Here is a 25,756-nt window from a genome sequence, read left to right on the forward strand (position 1 = left end):
ACTTTTTCAAGAAAATTAACCGCCTGAACACTGAAGCGCTGGTGCAGGGCTTCCTTACTTATTTCTATACCATGAGCCTGCCTGAGCTCTGCCGTCAGATCCGGCAAGCTTATTTGACCTTGAGGGCTATCGGCTACCATTAGTGTAGTTAAAAAACCCTGTGCTGTTATTTTGCCACTGCTTCTTTTAATAAATCCTGTTTGCCTGCCTATTTTCTCTGCCTGTGCAGAGCAAAGGAAGCCCTTGATGTTGGCAAAAATATCTGCAGCATGTTCTTCTAATAAAATTTCTCTGCGAATGGTTAATTGGTTTCTCCTCTTAGGTAGTAAATGCTTACTTTTGCAACGGGCATGTATTATACAAATTCCCCTTACTTCATGCCCTTAAATAATACTACAATGAGGAGAAAATAAAAAAACAACTCCCCACGAGGAGTTATTCATTATCAATTAGTTAGCTCCACTTTTCTTCTTAGCTTAACGACTATGGTGGTGACACATACCAGTTCAAAGCTGCTTGTTCCAGCCTGACAAGTTCTTACTCAAACGAATGCAGACATTTTTGTCGATTTAGGGAATGTCTACTGGTGTAAAGCTATTTTTAAGAATTGAAGGAGTTCGTTGCATTAATCTGAAAATCAACCAACGTTTGTTAAATGAAAAGAAAAAAGGATTACCGGTTAAAGTAATCCTTTTCGTGATCCCTGTGGTACAAAACTCGAACCACTTTTTAGCGGATTTAAAGCTGCTAAGTGAATTATAGATTTTAATAACACTTTCAAAGATTTGTGTTGATTTTATTAAATACTGTCGTGCTAATTCTATTAAATGATGTACTTAGCCATGCTCTTGTTTTTCACTCTTTCTAGTTAATCCAATAATACAGGCAGAAACCATCTCATCCAGCGTATTTGAATACTGGCAATTTTCAAGCAACCATACCAGATGCTCACTATTAAGTTTCACATTTTTATGGGTTAGGTCTTTTAAAGTGTATATTTTCCGTCGCTTTGTTTTGGGAGCTTTGAGTTTATCCAGTTCGGGTATAAGAATATCTAACCAAAGGTCAGCAAATTGATCCAAGTCCACATAATTGTCACCATCGGATTCTGGATTAAATAACATAAGCAACCTTTCAGCATTTAGCTTATCCTTCTCTGATTTGAATGTTGGTGTAAAATGCTTTAATATTTTTTCTCCTTGCTCCAAGGCCCTTCTTTTTTTCCAGGGTAATAAAGCCTTTTCCTGCCTCCGGAGTTTATAAATAATCTGTTTTATAGTAAGGGATGCATCAACCTCTTTCCACCTACGTTGGATAATGTCTTTTTTAGTTAAATAATGTTTCAATTTCTCTGTTATCTCTGAGAAGTCTGTATATCCCTTATTGTTTTCATCAATAAATAGCCATTTAGGGCTCTTACTCGTGCTACCTCTAAAGGCAAAAAAGCACCAATTATTATCAGTTTCGACAAAACTAACAGCTGTTTTAACGGTAGCATCAACATCCTTATATAAGTCATAAATTTTGTGATCAATTAATGAATTTTCTCCTTCAATCAAACTATACAGATCTTGAGTGCTATCACGTACACCTTCCCATTCATGTTCTTCTTCCGTATATTCATTATAAGCACGAATGACATTGTGCGTGTTAAGGTTAGCTTTTAAATACTTTTCATAAATAGATTGAGGGATAGCTACATTATTCCCAATTAAATCTTCAGTTAACAGTAATGTATCTACCATGCGCTTATCTCCGTTTAAAGAAAAAGCATCTGAGTCATCGGGCCACAAAACCGTGATTTCCTTGTGCTCGCAATCCATTCGTTCCAAACGGCCAATCCTTTGTTCGACTATTCGTAAAACGCTGGGCATATCTAACAGTAAAAGGCAACTAGCGTCTTGGAGATTAATTCCTTCAGACATGGCATCAGAACACAGGGCAATAAGTTTTTCCTCTGTCTGATTACCCAAGGCAAAAAGCTGCATAACCTCATTTCTATCTCGGGTATTATGTCCTGCTGCTACAATTGTTTTTATATCAGGATGTTTCTCGCGAATGAGTTTATACAAATAGTCCAAGGTTATAACAGTAGCATCAAACGCGAGTATTTTTCTATGAGCTTTAGTATTATCAATGAGCGTATCGGCCTTGCTTTGCTCACGTTTTCCACTTAATTGCTCGGCTAATGCTCCTATTTTTTGATAAAGGTGTATCTCATGATCACAAGCGGATTTATATAAGCGTTCGTCATATAACCATTGCTGTTCCTGACTCAATAGTGAATCGTCAACATGCTTTTTAGGAAGGCTTGAGCTACATTTCTTTATTTTACCTAAAATGTCTCCTGATGGATTTTTAGTTGAATGAAGACTAAATTTCTGATTAGCAGCATCTGTGCCGTGGAGATATTCAAAGAGTGCACAATGAGAGGATCGTAATTTGACTCTGACCATGTAGGCCGCTAATGCAGTAGCTGATGTAAACCTTTGTTTAATGTACATGTTCTGATCTTCTTCTGTATGCAGATAATCTGGTACTTTCAGAACCTGTAAATAATGGATACCCTTTAACTCTAAAGTTAGAGACAAAATCTGTTGGGCTATAGTTTTATCTCCCTCCGTTTCTCCAGTACTATATACGATGGAATTTGTTTTCGGGTACTTGCAAGTATGCCCTAATCTGTTCTTATAATGCTCAGGCTCCCGATCAATCATTCGGTTCAACTCTTTTTTCGTACGCCGAACAATAAACTGGTTCACGTACCGCTTTAATTTCTCGAGATGATTTTTGTCTATGCCTTTCTTCCTGTTTTTCCTCAATTCGAGATAAGTATTTAGATCATCATCGCTTAAATTGTCAATATCCAACAGCTCAATTAACCTCAGCAAGTCATCTACCTTTTTATTGATAGGCGTAGCGGTAGAAAGAATTACATGGCTGGAGCCCTTTGGAATAATGGCCTTGCTTCGCTTCGACAGAGGATGTAAATAATTGTGCGCTTCGTCTATTACCAGTATATCGGAATTTTGAATTGCTTTCTGCAGTACACGTTGACTTTTGTCGGAGCCAAGACTTAACCTGCCCATGGACTCAATTTTATTATAAAGAGCAAAATGCTCCTGTTCTCTTTCCCAGTTATCCATTACCTGCTTTGGACAGATAATTAAGGCATTAGAACGATCTTTCCTTCCGTTTTCCCATAGCCAATGGAACAATGTATAGGCAAGGGCAGTAGCAAATTTTGTCTTTCCGCTTCCCGTAGGATCCGCGACCAGAACCCTTCCCTGATCCTGTATTATTTTCATCGCCCGGGCAATGCCTATCTTTTGTGAAGGCCAAAGGTTGTGCGTGATCAGTGCCTGATACAAAACAGGATAGTCCTGCATCCATTTGCTTTCTAATATTTCCGCTATGGCTCTTGCCAAAGCCTCCTCCCAGGTAGCGTCTTTTAAAAGCTTGCTAAATAGTTCAATCAGGTCTTTATTATAATCCTGTGCAATGCCATAGTAATATTCTGCAATGCGTTTGATGTCATTATACTGATTTTTCTCTACTGGTGACGATTGCAATTCAACCCGGATATTCGCCTCCGTTTGGTACACAGTGCCGGATTTACTGAAATTGGATGATCCGAGAATTGCGGCCTCATCGCCTACATAGATCTTTGCATGTAACCGATCCTTTGCTTTGAAATAATAAATGCCGTTGTTGATCTTTTCTATAATATTTAAGATGGGCCCACATAATCGAATGCTTACGTTCTGCCTTACCCAATAATTTTTGATCTCCGTGGGAAGTGAATAATGAGGTAATCGCCTACTAACCCGCTCATCCGGGTCAAAACCGATAACGATACGAAGTTCCTGTAATTTTGGATAATCTGTCGCGCCAAAAACATCAATCAGATTGGATAGCGATGTAAATCCCGTAAGAATTAAATAGTTATCCGAATTCTTTATGTCCTTCAGCAGCATATCACGTACTGCTCTTGCCTGCTCTTTTAGATTCAATGGAAAATCCTCCTGACCAGGCAGGTTAAGATGATAGTTGAAGTCGAAGAGGTTAGGGGCTTTCACTGTCTTTTACTTTAAGAAATATACTTAAAATTTGGAGTTACAAGCTCATATCACTGATTATATATCGACATCATCGAAGATGCTTCTTGATGTTGTGATAATTGTTTTTTCTTCTGTTATATCTAATACTCTATCGGGCCTTTCATCTTTTTGAAAAAGATGTTCATCTACCCAGTTTTTAGCTTTTGATACTTCGTTCTCAATTACCTCAATAACATTTTCTTCTTCCCGAAATTCTTCTTGAAGAATATTCATTTTGTCGAAAAAATCCTCCATATGCTCTTCTGACGTATCATCATTATATGTTTTGAATTCGTCCTCTCTTTTTCTCCTTACTCCTTCAAGCTTCGGTAATAGCTGTGTTTTTATCTTTTGTTTCAGCTCTTCTAATTCCATTGTAGTAAAGACTTTTTGTAAATCTTCATTGCGCAGTACGTAAAGATCATCTCCCGAAATTGTAAAATGAGCTATATAGTTCACAAATTCCTTCCTGTAATTTTCCGGCAGGAGCTGTAGTTCATTCAGCTTGATGACTAGATCAATGTCTTCGGAATAATGAAAAGACATAGAAGGTTTTACTATCTGCTCGAATATTTTAGGATTTTTTGAAATGTAGAGATTTATGAAATCTTTTGAAGAGCGGCGCGATAGAAAGGTGTAGATTTTCCTTTTGGCCCCCCATCTTGATAGGTAATCTGTTTTATATGCCTCGGATTCGTTGAATAACAGTATCCGTTCTAAAATAATATTGTACATGGCTTTGGGGACTATGATGGTCTTTTCAAGTCCGACATTGCCGCACGTTACCTGTTCCATCACTTTTTCAATATCTGTGCCGTATAGGTATATTTCTAATTGTTCAGGACTCTTTGAAACGATTCGTGCGTAAGCGTCGCCGATAGTCGGATGCTTAAAGCGCCAAACAGAGTTATCTTCAATGAAAGTATATTGTACCAAGCTATCCTTCATAGCCTCAAGGGCTTGTATACAGCTTCCTATGTCGCTCCCTAGTTTATTGATAGCGTCGTATTCATTTTGCTCCAATTCTAACGGGCTTACTACTTGACCATTGTTCATATATATAAGAGCAAGTGCTGCTTTGCAATCATTATCAAGTCCACGAATAACATCCTCTAAAAAGCTCTCTTGTTTTTCAACAAATTGCATAAGTGAGTATTTAGAGATGTACATTTGTTTTGTAAAAGCAGGATCCGCCAGACGCCTGGCGGTTTCCGGTATAAATCGACTATTATTGGCTATGTCATTTAAAAATGGCTTCATCTTGGTAAGAAATTGTTTGGGGTGGCGTCCAAGCTTTAAATGATTATAAAGGATCTGCTCCTTTTCAGGCATTGTTAGTTTATGAAGGTCAATTACCACCTGGCTTTCGTTAAATAGTGGGAATGCACCTTCTTTCAAATCATTCCTCGCCCTCCTGTAGATATAGTCACGAGAAGTCATTACTATTTTAATTCCTTGTTTGATCATGGCCTTAACCTGGGGCAATATATGATTCCAATTATTGACCAAATTTGATTCATATTGTGTAACCCCAAACGCGTCATCAATCCAGAATAACTGAGTAGGAGCATCAGAATTCCAATGTTTAATCACCAGTTCTGGAGTATCCAGTTTAAGCGTAAACAATTTCCATTGGTCAACAGCCGCCATAGCTAAAAGCGATGCAATCGTCGTTTTTCCTGCAGCAGGCTCTCCGATAATAAGGACAAAACCATGGTCACTCAACGCTTTTGCAGCTTTATAATAGGCCGTAGTTATAACAATTTTGGAAAGGTCATCTCTCATAGAAAGCAACAACTGTCTTGCTTGTGAATAGGCACGCTCGTCCAAGATTTGACTGAGGTCTCCAAGCCCGTATATACGAGGAACTAGCGTCCTCAACCGTGTACTTTCATGAATCTGGGAATATATCCAATTGCTTCCAAACACTCTCCACGTTTTAACACCAAGAGCGGAGAGTTGTCTGCTGAACGTTGTTTCGAATCGTCCAGAAATACCTGCGTTTGTCATCAAGACATAACAGTCACACCGTTTTTCTAAGACTAGTCTTTCAATTTTAGAAAACTCATCATCAAGATCACTTAATCTTAAGTTTTTATCTGATTTATTTGTGAACTTACATTGTATAACAAAATTTCCTGTCAAATCTTCGCCGTCCTTTTGCTTCCAAATACCTGAAAAAGCACCGTCTTTACCAGCATCATTGCTGTCTAGGAAAGTCATAACAGTTTGGCCCAGAATCTCTTGTGTAATTGTCAAGCATAATTTTTGAAATTCATACCAACCTAAAAGATGTAAATCGTATTTAATCATTTTCAAACATATCCAATTTTAGTTCTGTAACAGTCGATAACTTTATGATATCTCTTTGAGATTTAACCGTTTTTCATTGAGATTATAGTTTTTGAATTTATACCTCATGAAGGCAGACATCATATCTTCGTGAGTGGACATGACAATCTGATTATCACTAAATTCGTTTCTAAGAAGGTCAATAAATCCATACATATTTAACTCATCCATCGTTTGAACCGGATCGTCAATCAACACTATTTTATTCTGCGAATACTTTTTGTGAAGCGCCAATGTGAAGGCAATAATGAGGGCAGATAGCTGACCAGAACTCATGGTAAAGACAGCATCGTATGTTTTATTTGAGTCTGTCTGAAATCTTATGCCATCTTTTTCCGAAAAAATAAATAGCCCAATTCCTCCTTGAAAGGATTGCATAATCCTTCCAGAGTATACATGAAAAACTATTTCTATATCCTTAATAATCTTTTTCTGGTAAGATTTTAATGAAGCATTATAGATGTTTTTTAACCCATTTAATTTTTGAGAAGTTTCTCTGGCTTCATCTCTGCTTTTAGTCACCTCAAGTAGTTTTGTTGATTTGTCTTGCAAAAGTTGGTTTTGGTTTAAAGACCATTTGTGAGATAGGTACCTTTTCTTTGCTTCTATATTTTCAACGGGGACAGCATCAATTTGATTGAATTCATTGTCAAAATACTCGCGGAAATAGGCCAAAAAATAAGTCTCGATCAGCTCCATCTCGGAGTCATCTTTTAAAGGAGTGATTGCATTTTTAAATCTATCGAAGAGTGCTGAAACATCAAGTAGTTGTTCGTTACCTAGATATTGTGAATAGTCCACTTTAAGGAACTCAAAAGATTTTATTACATCATTAAAGCGGTTAATTTCTGTTTCGAGTAACCTCGTTACAAATTCTTCATTGTAATTAACCTTAGATAAGTCTTCCTTTATAATGTCAATTAAGTGTTTAACGGTTCCTGATTTAAACGCTACAAAAGATTCTTGAAGCCTGTTACTTTTATCAGAATTAATTACTTTGATTTGCTCTGATTTATTTTCGATTTGAAGAAAAAGTTCCTCTATGTTACCCCAATCGTAACCACATAAGATACATTCACTAATCGAAGTTCCTGCTTCTCTTAAAATTGTGATTTCACCTATTAATTCATTTCTCGATCTGGAAATATCTGAGTATATTCTATCCAGTCCCGAAAGTTCCTGGAAGCCAGACAAAAGTTCTTTTTTTGTTGCAGCAAAATCAACTTTAAGCTCAGCCGGGATAAATTCATAAGTTTCTAAATCTATTGTCTGATCAAGCGTATTATTATTTAGAGATTCTAGTTGGTTAATCAAGTTTTGTAGTTGGGATACCCTTGTGCGTAAATCACGTAATTCGTCCTTTTTTGGCAAAAAATTGTAAAATTTGAAGAAATCCTGGGTCAAATCTTCATTTTCCAGTAGATAATCTACCGCCCTGTTTATTCTATATTGATTAAATAAGTTTTTTCGCTCAATAAATATTTTTAAACGTTCCAGAACACCATCATTACCCACTACATCTAAATAGTTAAACGAATTTGTGTCTACGTCTTCTTTATCCCAACTCAACTCTTTTTTTTCAAAAAGTCTAATGTAAGTGGACGGTTCTTGCTCTTCAGTTAGACTTTCTTTCAACCTATCTATCTCTTCAGCTAGACTTTCTGCTTCGCTGAAGTTATTATTAAAAATAGTGTCGATTCTCTTTTTTAAATTTTCAATTCTTTTAATTTTTTCTTCAAATTCTTTAAGGTCAAATAAATGACCAATATGGCTCTTTCTGGTACTATCCTTATGTTTCAGTAGAAAAAGACATTCTTCCTGTTCTACATAATTGAGAAACTGGAAATTTGAGTTATAGTTCTTGCCCAGTATCCCTGCCAAGAATAGTTCCTCGTTGTCAACAGGGCTTTTTTCTACTGAAGAAAAATCATCTTTTGTGAACAGTTTGTATATTGAAAAGTCTATATAAGGACTTATGGTGTCAACTTGTGCAAGGCGCTCCAATACATAAATTTGCTCATTTTTAGCAAACTCGATCGTAATTACGATATCTCCGTCCTGTGCATTTGCATGCTGGAAGGGGTTCTCTGAAAAGCTTTGTCTTCCATCAATCAATTTTAACTTTAAATCATTATACCGTCTTATTTTGCCGGTAAAAACTAATTCAATGGCATCATAAATGGTTGTTTTGCCAAATCCGTTTGGACCGTCAAATACAATGATGTCTGAAGAGTTGAAGTCTAAAGTAATATCTTTAAATACTTTAAAGTTCTGGATTCTGATTTTGTTGATTTTCATCCGGCAATACTGATTTTAATTTTTCAAGAATGGCTTCATCTGTCATAGCACTAAAGTCTTCATCACTCAGCGAAAAAAAATTTTGCTCTAACAAATCATTAAGCTGATTATTCTCGACTGACTTTTTATTGATTTCCTCTAATGATTTGAGGTTATTGGTCTGCGTGATCTTTATTTTAATGAATGGTATTTTGATGGCCATTCGGTATACTAATGATTCGAAATCATTAGCATCGAAATACATTTTATGTTTTTCAAATATTGTATCTGTCAAAATCAATGATTCAATGGTGGGGAGTGCTATTGAATCTCCAATTGTGTCACTTAAATTTTTCAGTTCCACTTCTGTGTAATAAAGAATACTCTTTTTAAAGTGGTACGGATTTTCCTCAATTTGTAACAAGCTTTCTGGTTTAATATTGGAAATTGCGTCAACCTTGTTTAAAACAAGCAGATTAGCGTTCTTATCAAATGTTGGCTCTTGGATAATTTCTTTTGCTTTTACAAAAAGCTCAATTTGTTCACTTATAATCTTGTCAAGATCATCATACTGAACAATCACCCAGTAATTTTGCTGCTCTTTCAGTGCATAGATTTTAAAGTCTGTATTTGCTTTTTCTTCAAGCCCAGCCTCTTCGAATATTCTACTAATTAGATTAATCATTTAATTTATTTTTTGCTGTTTCGAGATCAATTAAGCTAACCTTTTTCCATTGGGTTATTCTATTTCGTTTTTCATCGTCATCTATCCCTAGGTCGCCGGTATTTAAGTGACTTACATTATTTGCACAAGCTTCTATATCATCGACATTGCATTCGCTCGTGATAAGATAATCCGAGTTAAAAGGAACATCTACCATCGTATTAAATGCTGTTTTTAATATGCGTTCACTCGCATTTTTTTTGTTAGCATCTGAATTAGAATAGGTTATCGAAGTCGGGTAATATTGCTTTTTTTCGGAACACGTCCAACCAATTCCATTTCCATTATTTGATTCTTTAATTGTCAGCAGTATTTGGAAAAAGGCGTCTTTCATTTCGTCGTCACTCAAACAATCCCCATATTCCTGTAAATCACGATACGATATTTCTTTGTGTGGTCTAATACTCTGTAAAAAAGCCTTAAAATCGGTGGAATGGAGAGCGTTGAACAGATATAGATAATTGTCCATTTTTGTCCTGATATCATCCGTCAACTGCTTTTCTTCACAATCCAAACAGAATTCTTGGTAATAGCGGTTTAGATTAGATTTGATTTTGCCCTCAAAATATTCCTCATCTTGAATGATAGCTGTGATATCTTGGCGTATTGCATCGAGGAAATCTGACAAACAAATTGGATTTTCGTAAGCTGCGACAGCGATAGCCTCTCCTCCATGGTTCTTAGCATGAATGTATGTTACCTTATCAGCTATTTTCTTCTCCAATATATCATATAATATTTGTATGTTATTGTTGTTTTGATGCCCTGGAATATTATATTTCTGAAGTGCAATAACTATAATTGCCTTTACCTTATTGTCAATTTCTGGTAATGGACAAAAGCCATCGTTATTATCATAGCAATATATTTTTAATCTTGGATGTTGATTTTCTATTTCATCATTTGTAGATGTATTTTGGGTTGATAAATGAAAATAGGCCTCTACATCTGCTATGCCGGTAGCTACTTTCTTTTGTTCAAGTTGATTAAAGTCAGCCTCATAAGTTGAATAATGATTGCTTTTGACTGCTTTGACTTGGTGCAATGTTATAGGTATAATATTCCCTTGTTGATTATATTTAACAATTGCAAAATCCTCCAAAGAATCAAGTTGTAAGTGTAATGCATTTATCTCATCTGGACTTTTTTCAGCTATAAGCTTTAAAGCATGATAAAGTGCCACTCTTCCCTGATATATAAACCCACTCCAAGTTGCTGCTGCTGTATGTGGTAGTATTTGTTTCGCCATAATGGTCAAATTGTTTCTTTACTTTTATTGTTTTAATCAGATTCCCATCACCTCCACCTTACTCCTCCCACTCTGCTGTTTACTCACCTTGATCTGTACAGGTATCCGCTCCGTCATTTCCTGCACGTGTGAGATGACGCCTACCTTGCGCCCCTGGTTGTGCAGGCGTTCGAGCGCATCCATGGCGATATTGAGCGTGGCGGGATCGAGCGAACCGAAGCCTTCGTCGATGAATAGGGATTCCACCTTCATGCGGCTGGACGAAAGTGAGGCCAGTCCCAATGCCAGTGCCAGTGATACGAGGAAGGATTCTCCACCCGAAAGGGAATACACGGTACGTACTTCATCGCCCATATCCTGGTCTATCACCTGCAGGCCCAACGTGTTTGGTATACGTTGTAGCAGGTAGCGATTGCTAAGCATGCCCAGGTGTACATTGGCGAAACTGATCAATACGTCCAGGGTATATTCTTGTGCTATGAGCCGGAACTTTTTGCCATCTGCGGAGCCAATGATGTCGTTAAGCTTAGCCCAGTTTTCGGCAATAAGCTCTTTAGCGTTAATGATGCCCAGCAGGTCGCCTATTTTTTGCTTATTGGCAATATCCTGTTGTAGCTGGAAACCGATCTCATTCTTTCGCTGTACCTGCTGTTGCAGGTCTGTTCTCACTATATTCAGTAATTCGGTCAGCGCTTCTGCACTTCGTTCTGAAAGCCGTTGCTGTTCATGTTGCTGCAGCTGTGCCGTGCGTTCCTGTAATATGGATTGTGCTTGTGTAATGGCATCATCTATCGCCCTCAATGCGGTGCGTTCTGTTTCTATCCAGGCGGCATCATACGTCAACAATTGCGATAATCGCTCTTCATCCAATGCCAACGTATTGCGGCTATTAAATGCGGCAAGCCATTCGTGTATCTTTTGAGCAAAGGTTATAGCATGTTGCCGTAAAGACGCTATATCTTTTTCGGTCTGTTCACTTTGTGTGAGGGTACGGGTAAGACTTGTTTGTAACAGGTCACGTACCGTCTTAATTTTTTCCAGTGCCTGCTGTGCTGCTGTTACAGCCTGCTTTAAACCTTGCTCTACGGTTGCGGCAGCCTCACCATTAAAGATGGCTTGACGCTTTTGGTTAAGGATATCCTGTTGTTTCTTTACAGTGCTAAGTGTGTCTTGTTTTTTTTGTACATCCACTGAAGCATGGTGTAGTTGTCCTTCTGTTGCTTCGAGGGTTGCCGTCAATATGCCATGCTGCCGGAAATCTCCTTCCAGCTTTTGGGTAGCGGTTTTCCATTGTTCAGCAAAGTCGCCGATGCGTTGCAGAAATGCCGCAGGATCAGCTTTCCAATTGGTAAACCAACCCGGTGCAGTAAAGTAAACAGATAAGTTTTGTTCTATTGTGGCAAGCGCCTGGTTGTTGTTTTGCTGCTCTTTATGGTATTGCGCCTCTTGTTCCTGTAAGGACTGCAGGTGCCGGTCTGTATCTTTTACGGAATTGCTGTTTTCGTTCTGCTGGCGTTCCAGCTCGTTTATAGTGTTTTGCAAAGCATCCAGTTCCTGCTTTTTTGTGGCATACAACAGTATCTGTTGTTGCAGGTGTTTTTGTTGCGCCCGTGCATCCTGTAATTGCTGTACCAGCCACGTTGCTTTTTGTTGGTTGGGTATTTCAGCAGCATGAGTGTATATGGCAAAGCCTTCCCATGTTTTTTGATGGGCAGCAAATGCTGTTGTTTTAGTGCTTGTTTCCTGTTCCTGCAAGGCGATTGTTTCTTTTAAATAGTTAACCGTTTCTTGCAGACTGCTTTCTGTTTGCAGGCAGCTTGTATAAGCTTTATCATTTTGCTGGTGTGCCGCTTCCAGTTCTGCTAACACATGATTCAATTGGGGCTGTTCTGCAACGTAGGGATGCTCCAGGCTGCCACAAACGGGGCAGGGCTCTTCAGGGACTAATTGTAATCGAAGGGATTCCACGTTTTCAGCGGCCGCAAGACGTGCTTTATCCAGCATACGGAGCGATGCATCCCGCTCAGCGGTGGCAATTACTAACTGCGCTGCTGCCCGTGCGAGTGCCTGCGATTTATCGTTTAGTTCGCTTTTATTGTCGGTGAGTTTTTGCTTTAGGGTATCTAGGTCTGCCTCGCCGTGGGATAATATTTTCCAGTGCGCTTCCGCTGCAATCATATCTTCTATGCGTGAGTCAGTAGACACCTTTTCTTTTTCTAAAGATGCAATGGGTATAGCCACTAAAGCCTCCGAAGCTTCGATATGCTTTTTCTTTTCTACCTGCAATTGTTGGACAATAGCTGCCGATATTGTTTTCAACCCGGTTTTTACCTGTTTCGCTTCGGCTATTGAGGTTTGTGTATGTTCCAGATGAGGTAACAATACTTGTGCAGCATCCCGCAGTGTCCCTGCATCCCCAAGCTTTGCACTGATGAGGTTGTGATTTTCAGCAATGGGCTGTCGTGCGCTATTGTCTTGTTTCCATTGCTGTAATTGCGAAATATACGCAAGTAATTCTTCGGATTGCTGCTGCTGTGCCTGTAGCTGTTGCTGCAGTTGCTCATGATTAACTTCTGCGGTCTTTACTTCTGTTGCCGCCTGATTTACCTGTTCTGCTTTTTCTTTGATCTGTACATCCAACGCCCTTGCTTCTTCCAGGTGCGGTAGCGCTGCTTCCTGCTTCTGTATAGCGGCGGCCACTGTTTCATTTGCGGTTTGCAATTGCTTATCCAATTCTTCCTGCTGCTGTTGCAGGCTATCAAGCGTTGTCTGTAAATCTTGCAGCGATGCTGTTTTTTCGGCCAGTTGCTTTTCGGCCGCCTGTTGTCCATCCACCCAAGTCCGGGTAGGCTGCACTTGTTCCACCTGCTTTAGTTGTTGCTCACGACCTGCTGCATTTTGTTTGGCTTCAATGGCCTGTGCCTGTGTTGTATATGCGGCACTGACGCTGGTTTGTAACACCGCAAGCTGGGTATACCATGCAATTTCATTGATTAACGCCTCCGCTTCTTTTTCCTGTATGATTATGTTTTGTTCAAGTGTTGCTTTTTGCTGCTTTAGATCTTCTACTTCTTCTGATGTCAGTGTGAGAATGCCTTCCCGTTGCAGGTTTAGATCTTCCAACTCTCTTTTTTCTTTACTGTAATTGACAAATATCTGCTTAGATATTTCAGAATAGATACGGGTTCCCGTAAGCTTTTCCAAAAGAGCAGATTTTTCGTCTTTGGCTGCTTTGAGAAAAGCTGTAAAATCCCCCTGGGCAAGTAATACGGATCGGGTAAACTGTTCAAAATTCAATCCCACCAACCGTTCTATTTGTTCCAGTATTTCATTCTTTCTGCCAGGGATATCTGTGTTGGTGTCAATGTTTTTTAAAGTAATGGAATATTGTTGCAGGCTTCCATCAGCCTTATCCCTTGCTCTTCGCACCCGCCAAGTAGCCCTGTAGCGTTGCCCATCAACACCTGCAAAATCCACTTCTGCAAACCCTTCGCCGGTGCCGTCTCTTAATATACCCCGCACATCTCCCTGGCTGATGGCGCTTCCCTGCACATCGGTTATTTCGATGCCGGATTCCCTAGCCTGCAAGTACCTCGGCGTTTTGCTATATAATGCCAGACAAAGTGCGTCCAGGATAGTAGATTTGCCTGCACCAGTAGGGCCAGTAATGGCAAATATCCCTGCGGAACAAAGAGGTTCACTACAGAAATTTATTTCTGTATTTCCTTCGAGAGAAGCAAGATTTTTGATTCGAATGGCCAGTATTTTCATCGTTATGCTTCCATTTCACTTACTTCCTGAGCCACCTGCTGAAACAGTTTTACCAGATCCTCGGGAATTGGGGTGTTATATTTATTTTGATACACTTTATGTAATACATCTAGTGGTTTTAGCTCATTGAGCTGCGTTCGATCTGCCGCTGTATTTTTTTCCGAATCTGTTAACACAATATTATAGCGTACATCAATTTTCGCCAATCGTATATTTTTACCGGCAAGTGCTGTTTCCACCTTATGCCGAAGACCAGGTTCGGGGCCATCTAATAGCACCCGTACCTCTAGGTACGGAGCTATATTGTAGCTTCCTTCCAATGGTGGCAATTGTTGCAGTGAAGCAAGAACGTCTACCAGTGAGCTATGAACCGTTGGCACCTGTATTAGAGGGACCGTAACAGGAATCTCAATTGATTTAAAGCTTTCTATTTTCTCATCTATTAAATCAAATACAATCACCTGATGCTTGTAATTGGTTTCTGAAAAAGACATAGGTAATGGGCTTCCGCAATAACGGATGTGTTCCTTGCCGCCAATTCTTTGTGCTTTATGGATATGTCCCAACGCGACGTAAGAAATGCTTTCGTGAAATGCTGATGCCGAAATGCACTCTACACCACCCATGATCAATCGCTCCATTTTGTCTATATCACTTATTTCAGCCTGTTGGGTATGTAAATGTCCCATTACGATTATGGCCTGGCCAGCTTGCCTTTTTGAATCTACATATTCAAAAGCTTCTTTATAAAACGCTGCTACACCTTCGGAATATGGATTATCACAATTGGCGATTAAGGGATAATCCCCCATTCTTAGAAAAGGGGCAGCGATGCACCATGCTTTTATATTACCATCGTTACCCTTTAACGGTATCATGATTTTACTGTAATCAATCGTCCCATTTTCGTCTTTTTCTATCAAGCCTATAATATGAATATTGGAAGATTCCAATAGTGGTTTGGGAGACTCCAACCTTGCCGGAGAATCATGGTTCCCTGCTGTAATAATTATTTGTAGATCAGCATTTGCCTTTACGGCCTGATTTAAGAAGGAATAAAACATTTTGATGGACGCCGCAGACGGATTAGATAGATCGAATACGTCGCCGCTGATTAGCAGAATATCTATATGCTCATTGATAAGAGTTTCCAACAGCCAATTCAAGAATTGCTGATGTTCGTAAGTGCGGTCGTACTCATGGAAAAGTTGACCAATGTGCCAATCGGCGGTATGTAGAATTTTCATAATGGACTAAGGTTGTATCTAAAATTGCTCGATGAAATTGCAAGCAATTTGCTTATAAAATAATAATATAATATCAAAAGAATACATATTTCAGGTTTTTTTATTAAAAAAATGAAGGCAGAGCCATTTTCGATAAAATTCAAAATGAAAAAAGCAGATTTATACATTCGCGTCAGCACAGATGAGCAAGCTGAAAAAGGATTTTCGGTAAAATATCAGGAAGACATGTTGCGTCGACATTGCCTGATAAATAGTATCCAAGTTCAAAATGTCTACTTTGAGGATTTTCCCGCAAGGAATTTCAAACGTCCAACATGGTCCTCTTTATTGGTGGGTTACAAAACCCACAAAGCCCATAGACCGGATTATGTTCTTTTTACTAAATGGGACAGGTTTAGCAGAAATATAGCCGAAGCCTACCTGATGATTAAAAAGCTTCAGGATATAAATATCATTCCGCAAGCCATAGAACAGCCATTGGATATAAGTATTCCTGAAAACAAGATGGTCCTGGCAATTTACCTGGTAACGCCTGAAGTAGAAAATGATATACGTTCCTTGAATGTAAAGGAAAAGATGCAAAAAGCACGTGCGATGGGTAGATGGATGGGAAGTGCTCCTATTGGGTATCGAAACACGCAATCGGCGACTGGAGAAAAATATATAACGATACAAGAACCTGAAGCGACATTGATGCGAGAAGCATTTGAACAGGTTAGCCTGGGATTATTTAGTATCCGTGAAATCCACAGAATGTCTGTAAAAAAGGGTCTGGTTTGCTCGTTAAATAACTTCTGTCAGGCACTACGAAATCCGGTTTACTGCGGAAAAATCATCATAGATAGAAAACAGGTTATACCACAGATGGCAAGTGGCAAACATGCAAAAATCATTTCGCAACTGCTTTTCGACAAAGTACAAAATGTCCTTAAAAACAAAAGCAGGATGATAACGAATGCAAGCAAGAAAATCGCCAATGAAATGTTACCCTTCAGGGGATTTCTTTATTGCCCTCTCTGTTTTCAAAAGCTAACAGGCAGTAGATCAAAAGGGAGAACGAATTGGTATTTTTATTATCACTGTAATTGTGGCTTCAGAATAAGAACAGAAAAAGTGCATAACTCCTTTATCAGCATGATAAAATCATTAAAGCCAAATGTAGAATACAACATATTATTCCATTCAATTCTTAGAAAAAATTACAAGGCCTTTTCTTTTTTAACCATGATCAATCAGCATCGCACTGTCAAAAAGATTGAAGAGTTAGAGGATCATATGATAACAGCACGTTCGTTACTTCTTTCAAAAGATATTGATGCGCCGGAATATTATAAACTAAAAAAGGAGTGCCAGACAAAAAGGGAAATGTTGAAACGTAAAATCGACAATTCATCTATTTCCCTTAAACTTTGGGAAGGAAGACTCGACGCCATGTCAGGAACACTGTCTTCGCTTGATTACATATACGAAAGCGCAAGCATTGATCAAAAAAGACGGTTGATCACCTTACTGTTTAGAAATCCGATATTATGGAATGAGAACTGCTTTAGAAATTTACTTGAAGATAGTGTGAAGACCATTTATAATCATCTCATAAAAACACCAATTACTAATGAACCCAATTTAATAGAACTGGATGCACTGTCAGCAGACTATAAACTGATTATCGAAATAGAGCAACGAAGAGGAGTGCATCATTCAGCTTCCCAGATTCAGCATACCCTGTCATTTTTATATGATCTAGCGAACTTTACAGTTGAGTTTTACAACAGTCAATTCATCCTTAAGAATACGAATTTACCCACCTATAATTATGATTAAGCGGTTCGATGTATATTCAAGCCGCTCTGAACTTCCGTTAAAACTTATTGTCTATTAATGATTTAAGTGGTTCGAGTCCCAAGAGGTCATCCCTATGGGACTAGGACATAAATGTGTTATTTTATCTCGGAAAGTCTTTGTAATCAACTTATTTTAAGTCAGTTAAATTATCAAGTAATTACAGATTTTGGTTCGATGTATAAAATGAGTGCCTTTGAAAACTTTTCAGGATAAAGAAAAATGGAAAATATGAAAATACCTGGCAATTAGATACTTACTGAAAAACAAAAGGGACAAGATGAAAAATTTCATTTTGTCCCTTTTCGTGAACCCTGTGGTACAAAACTCGAACCATTTTTTAGCGGATTTAAAGCTGTTGACCGATATTTCAGCAACATAATAAACTGGCTTTCAGTATGGCATTGTGATTTGGCAGACGCATCGCCTTACTGATGTACGTAATTTTTTAAAATCAATATGTAGTGCAGAAGCCTGCAAAATATCAATCAATAAATGCCACAGTCTGTTGTACGGAAACGGATGCCGGGATATGTGATCGGTGGAAATCCGATTACGGACAAGTGGCTGTACCGCTTCCCGCACAGCGGCGTTCCGCCTACGGGGGAAAGGTATGCCGATGTGCCGCCTGGGAGGGCTTTAGGCGACCTTTATCGGTTGGGTAGTGAAGTTGTCAAGGTTATGAAAGAAGCCTTTATTTTCGGTCATTCCGTGACGGAAAAGGTTCCATAGCAGGGAACAACCCATTTGGGCAAGGGAGGAATTAATGTACAAGTCTTGCTTTTCCAATGCTTCAGCCAGTGAACAGCTTGGCGTATTATCTGTTTCTTCAGACCGTTTCAGCAGTTCGCCATATTCATCTGTAATAAATGGGAGGCTTGCCACCGCCTGATATTTTTCAGACTTTGGTTGCTTGATACTGCCGATAGTGGATAGCAGTACCTGCCCTGTGGATTGGCTATTGCCGAAATCCATCCAGTATTTGGCTTGGTTGCGGTATGCCCTGTTATTATTTAGCCCTTTAAGTATTTCAGCTATTTCAAACCGTGCTTTCACGCTGTCAACGCATGAGATGTAAATACCTGCCTGTGCGTGTTCGGGCAGCCTGTCTAAACTATCCCTCTCAAACTTTGCGGTTTCAGCTTTCCAGTTCGTGCCAGCCCATCTGTTGGAACGGTTTATCAGGGCAACGGACTTATACAGCCCTACTTCACATTCGGCAAACCGTTGTCTGCCTAAATTGGCATCTGTTACTATATCATCATCCCAAAGCCTGACCGCTATCCCTGCATGTCCTAATTCATTCAGGCTATAATTCATTTCTACCAATGCGGTCAGCACCTTTGAACCTGTGCCTCCAGCTCCTATAAGGTTTACCTCAATGGGGTTGGTGGGAGCGATTAGGTCATTGTCTGTAAAGTGTACCTTTATTTTATCCGTTTTCATCTTAGTATATTTTTTATTGTTCTGCCTGTTTTTTTCAATACGTCTTTTGGAAATGGCTCACCTGTTTTTCGCAGCTTCTTCCATAAACTAACACAGTTGCCTTGTATTGGGTCATGGTTTTGCATCAGGTGGCTGAAATAGCTGTTAAAGAAATAGGCTTCCCATGCGGCTGTAAATTCCTCCAATGATGCTGACCTTCTAATATTGACATCCACCGTACCCATACATACGCTTCCCTCCGCATATACATTGAAAAATGGAGCATGATAAAGTGGCGTGTTTTCGGTGGGTTTCCTGTCGCTTTTTAAGGCATAAACATGCAGCTTTTCTTTGTTGGCTATCCAAAGTAAAGCGGGTACACCTGCCATACCGTTTGAAATGCCTAAACCTTCAACGAAAAAGAGATTTTTACAGGTCGCCTTTGTAAACCACATCACAAAGCCGTTTTCTGAAGGGTCTGTGTAAAGGATATTTGAAGCAATGATGCCTTTAGGCTTCAGAAAAGCCTTACAGCCTTCTCTTGCTGTGTCCAAAGCCTTTGACAAACGCTGTGCTTCCTTAATGGTTAAGGGATGGGCATTAATAGGATTGCCATTCTTATCCATATCAAAATATTCTACATAGACTTCTGCGTTCATTCCTTTTGCTTCATAAAATACCAAAGCCGTTTTAGGATGGTAAAGTGTGCCGATATTTTCCATTACATCTTTCATGGTAATTACTTTAATCGTTATTCAGCAGGTAACATAAATCGCCTATCAATGGGAATAACCTGTTTTCAAATTCGAGGCTGCAATCGGTAATTGCTGTACCGTTAAACTTTTTTAATACGGTAGGTTCTTCTGTTGTACCACATTCATTGAACTCATTGTTTACACTTTCAGCAACCGTTTCATAAAGCCATCCCTTTGTATCTGCTATAAAGGAGATATACTTTCTCATTGCAATTACTTCGTCCTCCTGTTCTTCATCATCCTGTACATATTTTGCGTTTTGGAAAACCGTTGTTGCAGGATAATCAGTATAAAGTGAAAACATTCCCTTCGCTACATTCAGGCACTCCTGTTCAAAATCGTTTGCAGGTATGAATGCCTTTATCCGTTCTGCAAACACATCCAGATTTTTACGGTTGAATATTTTCTGCTCCATCTTTTCACCGCACCATTGAGCAACCTTCAATTCTTCTTTACGGCTGTCCAATTCTGCTTCATCGTCCTGTTCAATCCAATCAGCAATCATTTCGTATTGCCAATAGATGTAAGCATCCTCCTGCCTGTAATAAGGTATATCAGCTACATGATACAGGTAAGCAAATACTGATAATAATAGTCGGGCTGCTCTTTTTGTCTTCGGTTCTTTGAGCATTTTATATAACGGTATCACAGGGATGTAAAACAAGGTTGTTCCTGTATTGTATTGTTCCTCGCTTATGAAAAAGGTCTTTCCCTTATCATCCTGTACCAACTGCAAACTGTTCCAGTTTCTAATGTTCCGTTTTAAATGATTCTCCACTTCCCATACAGAAAGGGCGATATTATAAGGATAGCCGAACATCCTTGTATCCGTAGGCTCGAAGCCGTTGTAATGCCTGGCAACTGCACAAAGGGAGCAATAAAAATCAGTTTCTATTTTTTCCACTTTTGTAGGAGGTTGTACCGTTTTCATCGCCTCCAGTTTAGGCAGAAAAGTGGTTCTTAAAAAACCATTGGCAACATCTGTTGCGGTACTGACCTGCGTTTGTCCTTGCTTATTTCGTGTGCGTCTTTTGTCCTTTGTACCCATGCTGTGAACTCGCCCAACTGTTTGTAGAGCTTTCTTTGCCTTTGCTTTTGGGGCATTTGGATAATGCCCGATATAATATTGTGCTGCATATTCCATTGCTTTAAATTTTAAGATTAACCTTTTGTTCCCATCACACTTTCAAAACGATACTGTACGGTATCATCTTCAATTCGTGGTGCGGATATTTTGGCGGTGGTGAGTATGGGATAAGTATTGGTGTAAAAGTTCATTACGGCTTCCACACTCCATGAAGGTTCAGGGTCTGTAAGCCTTATATCCGTTCCGTTTTCTTTGAGTAGGAAAACCCTGTCTAATTGCTTTGCTATTAACATGACTTTTCGTTTTACAGGTTATTGATTTGTTTCTTCATCTTCTTCCCAATCTTCGTCGGTTGTTTCGGCATTTTCTTCGTTGCCTTCTTCTTCGGCATTCACTTCATCCCTTTGTGGCTGCTCGTCAGCTACTGGCGTTGCACTGCTACCAAACAAGTCAGGTGCAAACTTTGAGGATAAGGATGATTTTCGTTTGCGGATAGTTTCTGCCTGTTCGGGATATTCTGATGGGTCAGGCACTTTCATCCATGCGTCCCTGTATTTCCCTTCCTTCTCCAGTTCATCTACTTTTTGCATCGCTTCTTTGTATTTCTTCTCTCTGGCTTCTTTTTCCTTTCGCTCCCTGTCTGCCTTTTCTTTTTCCATAGCAGACTGCTTTTTCACTTCTTCCAACTGTTTCATAAAGCCTTCCATGTCCACCATTAAACCTGAAACGGTCTGTATTGGTGCAGTTATTCGTTCAAAGAAACCGTTATCCAGTTCTTCGGCACTTCCTCTAAGATTAAGAGGCGGTATCAGTTTCCTTGCTTCGTCCCCGCATTGCTCATTGTTGAGCATAACCGATACTATCCAGTTACTTTCTGCTCCCTTCCGTATAGTTACTTGCAGGTCGCCTGTTATATTCAATGCAGCTACGCTGCTGAAAAAATTTGTTGTTTCCATTGTTCAATTTTTTTTGTTATTAGAATTTCTATACAGCCCTGTATAGTTTTGCCTCAATATTGTTTTATCGAAACAGCCATCCCCACAGCCCACACAGCATTAGGGCTAATGCTGCCCATTTCAACATCCATTCTATTGCAAGTGTGATTAATCCCAAGAAATAGTTATTGAAATGCTGTAACCCACCTAAGCCCCTGCGGTTGAATTGTCGCATACCAACAAACAACCTGATTGCTAAACCGACAAAAAACATAGTCGGATATGGCATAGCTTCTAATAGTTTTATCAATGCTTCCATAACCTTGTATTTTACGGGTTAAATAATAGATCAATGGCTAATGTGAACTTAGGATTATTGTGCTTCCTGATAGTGGTGTATAAGGTCATACAATGCACCATGTACAATGCGACATAACCATCAAAAAGTTGGTCGGCAAATAAGCGGCTTTGCGTATGCAGTCGTTTTCCATACCTGCTTATCTTATTCCTCACTTCCTCAACAAAGGATAACCATGCTTCAATGGTCAGCAAGCCGTTTTCCCACTGGTTGCGTATTAATTGTTCGTCCTCCTGTATGGTAAGACACATATTGTTAGTGTACTCCAATAAGGCAGGAATTTCCTGCGGGAATAATTCGTGCAACAACTTTGCTTTCTCTACGTTTATCAAATTATCTAACGGTTTCATATACTTGATTTGTAAGTGGATAATAAGGACAGGCATTGCTGCCTGTCCTGTTACTTCAGTTCAATGCAAGCACATCTGCACCATCCTTTGCAAACTGGCTGCACAACTCAAATGCTCGTTGTGCTTTAGCCTGTGCTGTGCCTCCCATTACAATAGATTGGAGTTTGCTTTCATCATCCTTGTAATTGCGTACATTCTGATAGTAACCTGTTACCGCATTGTATGCCCCGAACACTGTTCCTTTGGTAGTATTCAACTGTTGTGTATCTGCCATCATTGCGTAAGCAAAGGCATCTTCCACCGTATTTTTAAAAACGGTTGACAGTTCATCCTCTGCACCTTTTTTGAGTGCGTCCAATGTTTCCTTGTTGGGGCAAAGTGCCAGTTGGATAAGTTTCTTTACCTCTTCATCACAGATACGCACCTTTGTCCATTGATTGAATATGCCCTCCAGTTGTACACTTAGCTGATTAGCCAGTCCCATTACTTTATGAGCATTTTCCAAACGTTGTTTTGCACCTGATGTGTGGCGAATGCGTACCACGTTGGACATATTCCCCAATGCTGCATTGAGAGTGTTTTGGCAAACGATACGTACAGGCGTAAATGCTGCGGTAATACTTCCTGTACCATCGTGTGAGGTGGTCAGGAAGATGTATTTTTCGGTAACATCATCACCGTTACCTACTCGGATATAGTCAGGGAGTTTAGCCGTAATAAATATGCGTTCTCCGTTTCCTAATGCACCTGCTGTTTCATACAGGATACCATCACCACCACCTACGATAGCATCGAAAAAGGCAAAGGCATCTGCATTCTGTACTATTTGGTAATCTTTTCCTACTACGCCAAAAACCGTATTGGTATCGGTACGCATAGTTGCGAAATTGTCGGGCAGTAAGATGTTGCCACCTTCTTTTATTTCACCGTCATTGCTTATGCTTATGCCTGTGCCACGAGTATATAAAGGAGATTTGATAACCTCGAAATCAAGCCCTGCGTATTTGATAGCTTCTGCACTGGTGGGATATTGCTCTACTATCTGTCCCAAATTGTGCCATGCTTTCTGCTGTACGCTAAAGAAGCTGTATTTGCCTGTACGTTCGTTATAATTAAGATTATGTGCCATGATTGTAATTTTTAAAAGTTGATAAATGAAAATGAGTGATTAGAAAGGCAAATCGTCTGTGCCATTGTTAGCAGGTACTGCGGAGTCGTTTCTGTTACCACCTGCTACGGACCGTTTACCGCCTCCATACAATTTGATTTTTGATGTATGGAAATTGAGTGCTGCGTGTGCCTCACCATCTCCACCAATCCATGCTCTTGCACTCACCCTGCCATTGAGTTCTACCAATGTTCCTTTGGTGAGTACCTTTGCTACATTTGTTGAAATCCAGTAGGCGCAGTTGAAATACTCGGTGTGTTCCACTCGTTCGCCCTGTTTGTTACGGTAGCTGTCATTCACTGCTACGGAAAAATTCACTACCTGTTTGTCGCTCAGCAAGGTGCTGATTTGTGCGTCCCTCGTTAATCTGCCAATGATGTTCATGATTTTTAATTTTAATTGTGAAACCATTTTGTTTACTTTTTTTTCACCCGCCTGCCCTAAAAGCATTTTTCCAAAAGAAAAAACGGGAAAAAAGAAAGCAGCGACAGAGTGGAGACGGAGGCGCGGAGAGCTATAAGTCCCGAAGGGTGCAAGCGCAGCGCAGCATTATGCGCTCGTAGCAACGAAGGCGTAACTATCTTAGCTGCCTTTTTACCCGTTTCGTTGGAAAATGCCAAAGCAGGTTGGTTGCTATCTCAACCAATCAGGACTTGTTATTCACTTGTATAATAAAGCATGAGGGGGATGTAAGGCGGTGAGGTACGAGCCGGTCCCGATGAAAGAGGGACGGAAGCGAAGCGTACCCTGGAATGACCCGACCCAAAGGGACATGCACTTTTAAAGAAAAATGAATTTTAATGGGTGTTTTGTGAGTATGTCTTATGGAGTATCTATATTATATTTAAGTATTTGCTTAAATAAGTAAATAATTCTTACATTTGCTAAAACAAAAAGTTTGACAATGGGTGATACCTGCATCAGGTTGCAAGCAGACATCGGACAAATTAAAAGTTGCCGTGAAAAATTAAAGGCTAATTCAAAAGCCTTTTTACAGTTGGGACAGGTTCTTGCTTTGGCAGGCAACGAAGCACGATTGAAAATCCTATTTTTGCTTGAAGAAGAAAATGAACTCTGCCCCTGCGACCTTAGCGATATTTTAGGAATGAGCATCCCGGCTGTTTCTCAACACTTACGCAAACTAAAAGATAGGAATATTATTGAAGCCAGAAAGGAAGGACAAACTATTTTCTATTCATTACGCAGTGAACATTTGAAAATTTTAAGACCGTTTTTTAAAATTATCAATCACCAAAATTTGGCGACAGTATGACAATGACAACAAAAAAAAATAAAAGCTGGATTGCAGGACTGTTGACGGCAGTTGCAGCTTCGCTTTGCTGCATTACTCCTGTTTTGGCTTTCTTGGGTGGTGCAAGCGGACTTGCCTCATCTTTTTCGTGGATGGATCCATACAGACCTTACTTAATTTGTTTAACAATTGCAATTTTCGCATTTGCCTGGTATAAAAAATTGAAACCACAAAAACAGGTTGATTGCGATTGCGAAGCAGATAACAAAAAATCATTTTGGCAATCAAAATCATTTTTAGCCATCGTCACAATTATAGCGGGACTTCTAATTGCGTTTCCTTACTATGCTAAAATATTTTATTCCAAGCCACAAGAAACAAAAGTAATCATAGTTGATAAAGCCAATATTGCAACGGTTCAACTCAACATTAGCGGAATGGACTGTGAAGGTTGTACAGCTCACATAAACGGAGAACTTTCCAAAGTAAACGGAGTTATTGAAGCTAATACATCTTACAAAAATGGAAATGCAATCGTAAAGTTTGACAATAGTAAAACATCTGCTGACACTATTGCAAACAGTATAAACAGCATCGGCTATAAAGTAACTTCATCAACCATCATTGACAACAAATAAAATGGGCACAACAATAATACTTCAATCAGTAATCACCTGCCCCAACTGCGGGCACCAAAAAGAAGAAACAATGCCAACTGATGCTTGCCAGTTTTTTTATGAATGTGAAAACTGCAAAACAAGACTAAAACCCAAACAAGGTGACTGTTGCGTTTATTGCAGTTATGGAACCATTAAATGCCCTCCTAAACAATTGGGGACTTCCTGCTGCTGATAGCCTATAACATTG

The 25,756-nt window shown here is 39.4% G+C and carries 20 protein-coding genes; 4 read left to right on the forward strand and 16 right to left on the reverse strand.

The features are described from left to right. Positions 1 to 836 precede the first annotated feature (836 nt). Genes DC498_RS21270 through DC498_RS21300 form a run of 7 tightly spaced genes read right to left on the reverse strand, consistent with a single transcriptional unit; the run spans position 837 to position 15,720 of the window. A complete protein-coding gene (locus tag DC498_RS21270) occupies positions 837 to 4,079 on the reverse strand; it encodes an SNF2-related protein (RefSeq protein WP_116876189.1) in 3,243 nt (1,080 codons plus the stop codon). A gap of 57 nt (positions 4,080 to 4,136) precedes the next feature. Beyond that, positions 4,137 to 6,413, reverse strand: a complete 2,277-nt coding sequence (locus DC498_RS21275; protein ID WP_370443931.1) for a hypothetical protein — start codon at positions 6,411 to 6,413, stop codon at positions 4,137 to 4,139. 42 nt (positions 6,414 to 6,455) lie between these two features. Next, positions 6,456 to 8,750 (reverse strand): AAA family ATPase, encoded by a 2,295-nt coding sequence (locus tag DC498_RS21280; protein WP_116876191.1) that lies wholly within the window; start codon positions 8,748 to 8,750, stop codon positions 6,456 to 6,458. Next, on the reverse strand, positions 8,716 to 9,414 hold the full coding sequence (locus DC498_RS21285; RefSeq protein WP_116876192.1) for an ABC-three component system middle component 1: 699 nt from the start codon (positions 9,412 to 9,414) through the stop codon (positions 8,716 to 8,718). Before DC498_RS21285 ends, DC498_RS21280 begins: the two co-directional genes overlap by 35 nt. Then, positions 9,407 to 10,702, reverse strand: a complete 1,296-nt coding sequence (locus tag DC498_RS21290) for an ABC-three component system protein (protein ID WP_116876193.1) — start codon at positions 10,700 to 10,702, stop codon at positions 9,407 to 9,409. The genes DC498_RS21285 and DC498_RS21290 overlap by 8 nt, the downstream gene beginning before the upstream one ends. Positions 10,703 to 10,738: 36 nt before the next feature. Continuing rightward, complete coding sequence (locus tag DC498_RS21295) at positions 10,739 to 14,473, reverse strand: AAA family ATPase (protein WP_116876194.1); 3,735 nt, start codon at positions 14,471 to 14,473, stop codon at positions 10,739 to 10,741. A gap of 2 nt (positions 14,474 to 14,475) precedes the next feature. Then, complete coding sequence (locus DC498_RS21300; protein ID WP_116876195.1) at positions 14,476 to 15,720, reverse strand: exonuclease SbcCD subunit D; 1,245 nt, start codon at positions 15,718 to 15,720, stop codon at positions 14,476 to 14,478. Between the two features lie 144 nt (positions 15,721 to 15,864). On the opposite strand from DC498_RS21300, the gene DC498_RS21305 reads away from it, so the two are divergent. Beyond that, positions 15,865 to 17,541 (forward strand): recombinase family protein, encoded by a 1,677-nt coding sequence (locus tag DC498_RS21305; RefSeq protein ID WP_165813920.1) that lies wholly within the window; start codon positions 15,865 to 15,867, stop codon positions 17,539 to 17,541. 657 nt (positions 17,542 to 18,198) lie between these two features. Here DC498_RS21305 and DC498_RS21310 read toward each other — a convergent pair. The 9 genes from DC498_RS21310 to DC498_RS21350 form a co-directional block, all read right to left on the reverse strand. Further along, positions 18,199 to 19,005 (reverse strand): PRTRC system ThiF family protein, encoded by an 807-nt coding sequence (locus DC498_RS21310; RefSeq protein WP_116876197.1) that lies wholly within the window; start codon positions 19,003 to 19,005, stop codon positions 18,199 to 18,201. Further along, positions 19,002 to 19,718 carry a PRTRC system protein B gene (locus DC498_RS21315; RefSeq protein ID WP_116876198.1) on the reverse strand — a complete coding sequence of 239 codons (717 nt, stop codon included), beginning with the start codon at positions 19,716 to 19,718 and terminating at the stop codon, positions 19,002 to 19,004. The genes DC498_RS21310 and DC498_RS21315 overlap by 4 nt, the downstream gene beginning before the upstream one ends. 10 nt (positions 19,719 to 19,728) lie before the next feature. Then, complete coding sequence (locus DC498_RS21320; RefSeq protein ID WP_116876199.1) at positions 19,729 to 20,883, reverse strand: hypothetical protein; 1,155 nt, start codon at positions 20,881 to 20,883, stop codon at positions 19,729 to 19,731. A 17-nt stretch (positions 20,884 to 20,900) separates the two neighbouring features. Beyond that, a complete protein-coding gene (locus tag DC498_RS21325; RefSeq protein ID WP_116876200.1) occupies positions 20,901 to 21,119 on the reverse strand; it encodes a PRTRC system protein C in 219 nt (72 codons plus the stop codon). 18 nt (positions 21,120 to 21,137) lie between these two features. After that, the gene (locus DC498_RS21330) at positions 21,138 to 21,782 is read right to left on the reverse strand and encodes a prtrc system protein e (protein ID WP_116876201.1); all 645 of its coding nucleotides are present in this window, start codon (positions 21,780 to 21,782) and stop codon (positions 21,138 to 21,140) included. Between the two features lie 64 nt (positions 21,783 to 21,846). Continuing rightward, positions 21,847 to 22,080, reverse strand: coding sequence for a hypothetical protein (locus DC498_RS21335; RefSeq protein WP_116876202.1), 234 nt, complete (start codon positions 22,078 to 22,080; stop codon positions 21,847 to 21,849). Between the two features lie 11 nt (positions 22,081 to 22,091). Continuing rightward, positions 22,092 to 22,469: a hypothetical protein gene (locus DC498_RS21340; protein WP_133176932.1), complete on the reverse strand. Its 378-nt coding sequence runs from the start codon at positions 22,467 to 22,469 to the stop codon at positions 22,092 to 22,094. 55 nt (positions 22,470 to 22,524) lie between these two features. Next, on the reverse strand, positions 22,525 to 23,598 hold the full coding sequence (locus tag DC498_RS21345) for a DUF932 domain-containing protein (RefSeq protein ID WP_116876204.1): 1,074 nt from the start codon (positions 23,596 to 23,598) through the stop codon (positions 22,525 to 22,527). A gap of 39 nt (positions 23,599 to 23,637) precedes the next feature. Continuing rightward, positions 23,638 to 24,021: a single-stranded DNA-binding protein gene (locus DC498_RS21350; RefSeq protein WP_116876229.1), complete on the reverse strand. Its 384-nt coding sequence runs from the start codon at positions 24,019 to 24,021 to the stop codon at positions 23,638 to 23,640. A gap of 520 nt (positions 24,022 to 24,541) precedes the next feature. Between DC498_RS21350 and DC498_RS21355 the strand changes: the two genes are divergently transcribed. The 3 genes from DC498_RS21355 to DC498_RS26685 are packed head-to-tail and all read left to right on the forward strand — an operon-like array spanning position 24,542 to position 25,741. Then, the gene (locus DC498_RS21355; RefSeq protein WP_054282574.1) at positions 24,542 to 24,910 is read left to right on the forward strand and encodes an ArsR/SmtB family transcription factor; all 369 of its coding nucleotides are present in this window, start codon (positions 24,542 to 24,544) and stop codon (positions 24,908 to 24,910) included. After that, a complete protein-coding gene (gene merTP / locus DC498_RS21360; RefSeq protein ID WP_240628069.1) occupies positions 24,907 to 25,527 on the forward strand; it encodes a mercuric transport protein MerTP in 621 nt (206 codons plus the stop codon). The genes DC498_RS21355 and merTP overlap by 4 nt, the downstream gene beginning before the upstream one ends. 1 nt (position 25,528) lies before the next feature. After that, positions 25,529 to 25,741 (forward strand): GDCCVxC domain-containing (seleno)protein, encoded by a 213-nt coding sequence (locus tag DC498_RS26685; RefSeq protein ID WP_072188924.1) that lies wholly within the window; start codon positions 25,529 to 25,531, stop codon positions 25,739 to 25,741. Positions 25,742 to 25,756 lie beyond the last annotated feature (15 nt).

The organism is Terrimonas sp., from assembly GCF_003075435.1.
Taxonomy (GTDB): Bacteria; Bacteroidota; Bacteroidia; order Chitinophagales; family Chitinophagaceae; genus Agriterribacter.

Excerpts from the sequence above, each read along its gene's own strand:
- DC498_RS21275 (WP_370443931.1), bottom strand. The coding sequence starts at position 6,413 with ATGATTAAATACGATTTACATCTTTTAGGTTGGTATGAATTTCAAAAA.
- DC498_RS21280 (WP_116876191.1), bottom strand. The coding sequence starts at position 8,750 with ATGAAAATCAACAAAATCAGAATCCAGAACTTTAAAGTATTTAAAGAT.
- DC498_RS21285 (WP_116876192.1), bottom strand. The coding sequence starts at position 9,414 with ATGATTAATCTAATTAGTAGAATATTCGAAGAGGCTGGGCTTGAAGAA.
- DC498_RS21290 (WP_116876193.1), bottom strand. The coding sequence starts at position 10,702 with ATGGCGAAACAAATACTACCACATACAGCAGCAGCAACTTGGAGTGGG.
- DC498_RS21295 (WP_116876194.1), bottom strand. The coding sequence starts at position 14,473 with ATGAAAATACTGGCCATTCGAATCAAAAATCTTGCTTCTCTCGAAGGA.
- DC498_RS21300 (WP_116876195.1), bottom strand. The coding sequence starts at position 15,720 with ATGAAAATTCTACATACCGCCGATTGGCACATTGGTCAACTTTTCCAT.
- DC498_RS21305 (WP_165813920.1), top strand. The coding sequence starts at position 15,865 with ATGAAAAAAGCAGATTTATACATTCGCGTCAGCACAGATGAGCAAGCT.
- DC498_RS21310 (WP_116876197.1), bottom strand. The coding sequence starts at position 19,005 with ATGAAAACGGATAAAATAAAGGTACACTTTACAGACAATGACCTAATC.
- DC498_RS21315 (WP_116876198.1), bottom strand. The coding sequence starts at position 19,718 with ATGAAAGATGTAATGGAAAATATCGGCACACTTTACCATCCTAAAACG.
- DC498_RS21320 (WP_116876199.1), bottom strand. The coding sequence starts at position 20,883 with ATGGAATATGCAGCACAATATTATATCGGGCATTATCCAAATGCCCCA.
- DC498_RS21325 (WP_116876200.1), bottom strand. The coding sequence starts at position 21,119 with ATGTTAATAGCAAAGCAATTAGACAGGGTTTTCCTACTCAAAGAAAAC.
- DC498_RS21330 (WP_116876201.1), bottom strand. The coding sequence starts at position 21,782 with ATGGAAACAACAAATTTTTTCAGCAGCGTAGCTGCATTGAATATAACA.
- DC498_RS21335 (WP_116876202.1), bottom strand. The coding sequence starts at position 22,080 with ATGGAAGCATTGATAAAACTATTAGAAGCTATGCCATATCCGACTATG.
- DC498_RS21340 (WP_133176932.1), bottom strand. The coding sequence starts at position 22,469 with ATGAAACCGTTAGATAATTTGATAAACGTAGAGAAAGCAAAGTTGTTG.
- DC498_RS21345 (WP_116876204.1), bottom strand. The coding sequence starts at position 23,598 with ATGGCACATAATCTTAATTATAACGAACGTACAGGCAAATACAGCTTC.
- DC498_RS21350 (WP_116876229.1), bottom strand. The coding sequence starts at position 24,021 with ATGAACATCATTGGCAGATTAACGAGGGACGCACAAATCAGCACCTTG.
- DC498_RS21355 (WP_054282574.1), top strand. The coding sequence starts at position 24,542 with ATGGGTGATACCTGCATCAGGTTGCAAGCAGACATCGGACAAATTAAA.
- merTP (WP_240628069.1), top strand. The coding sequence starts at position 24,907 with ATGACAATGACAACAAAAAAAAATAAAAGCTGGATTGCAGGACTGTTG.
- DC498_RS26685 (WP_072188924.1), top strand. The coding sequence starts at position 25,529 with ATGGGCACAACAATAATACTTCAATCAGTAATCACCTGCCCCAACTGC.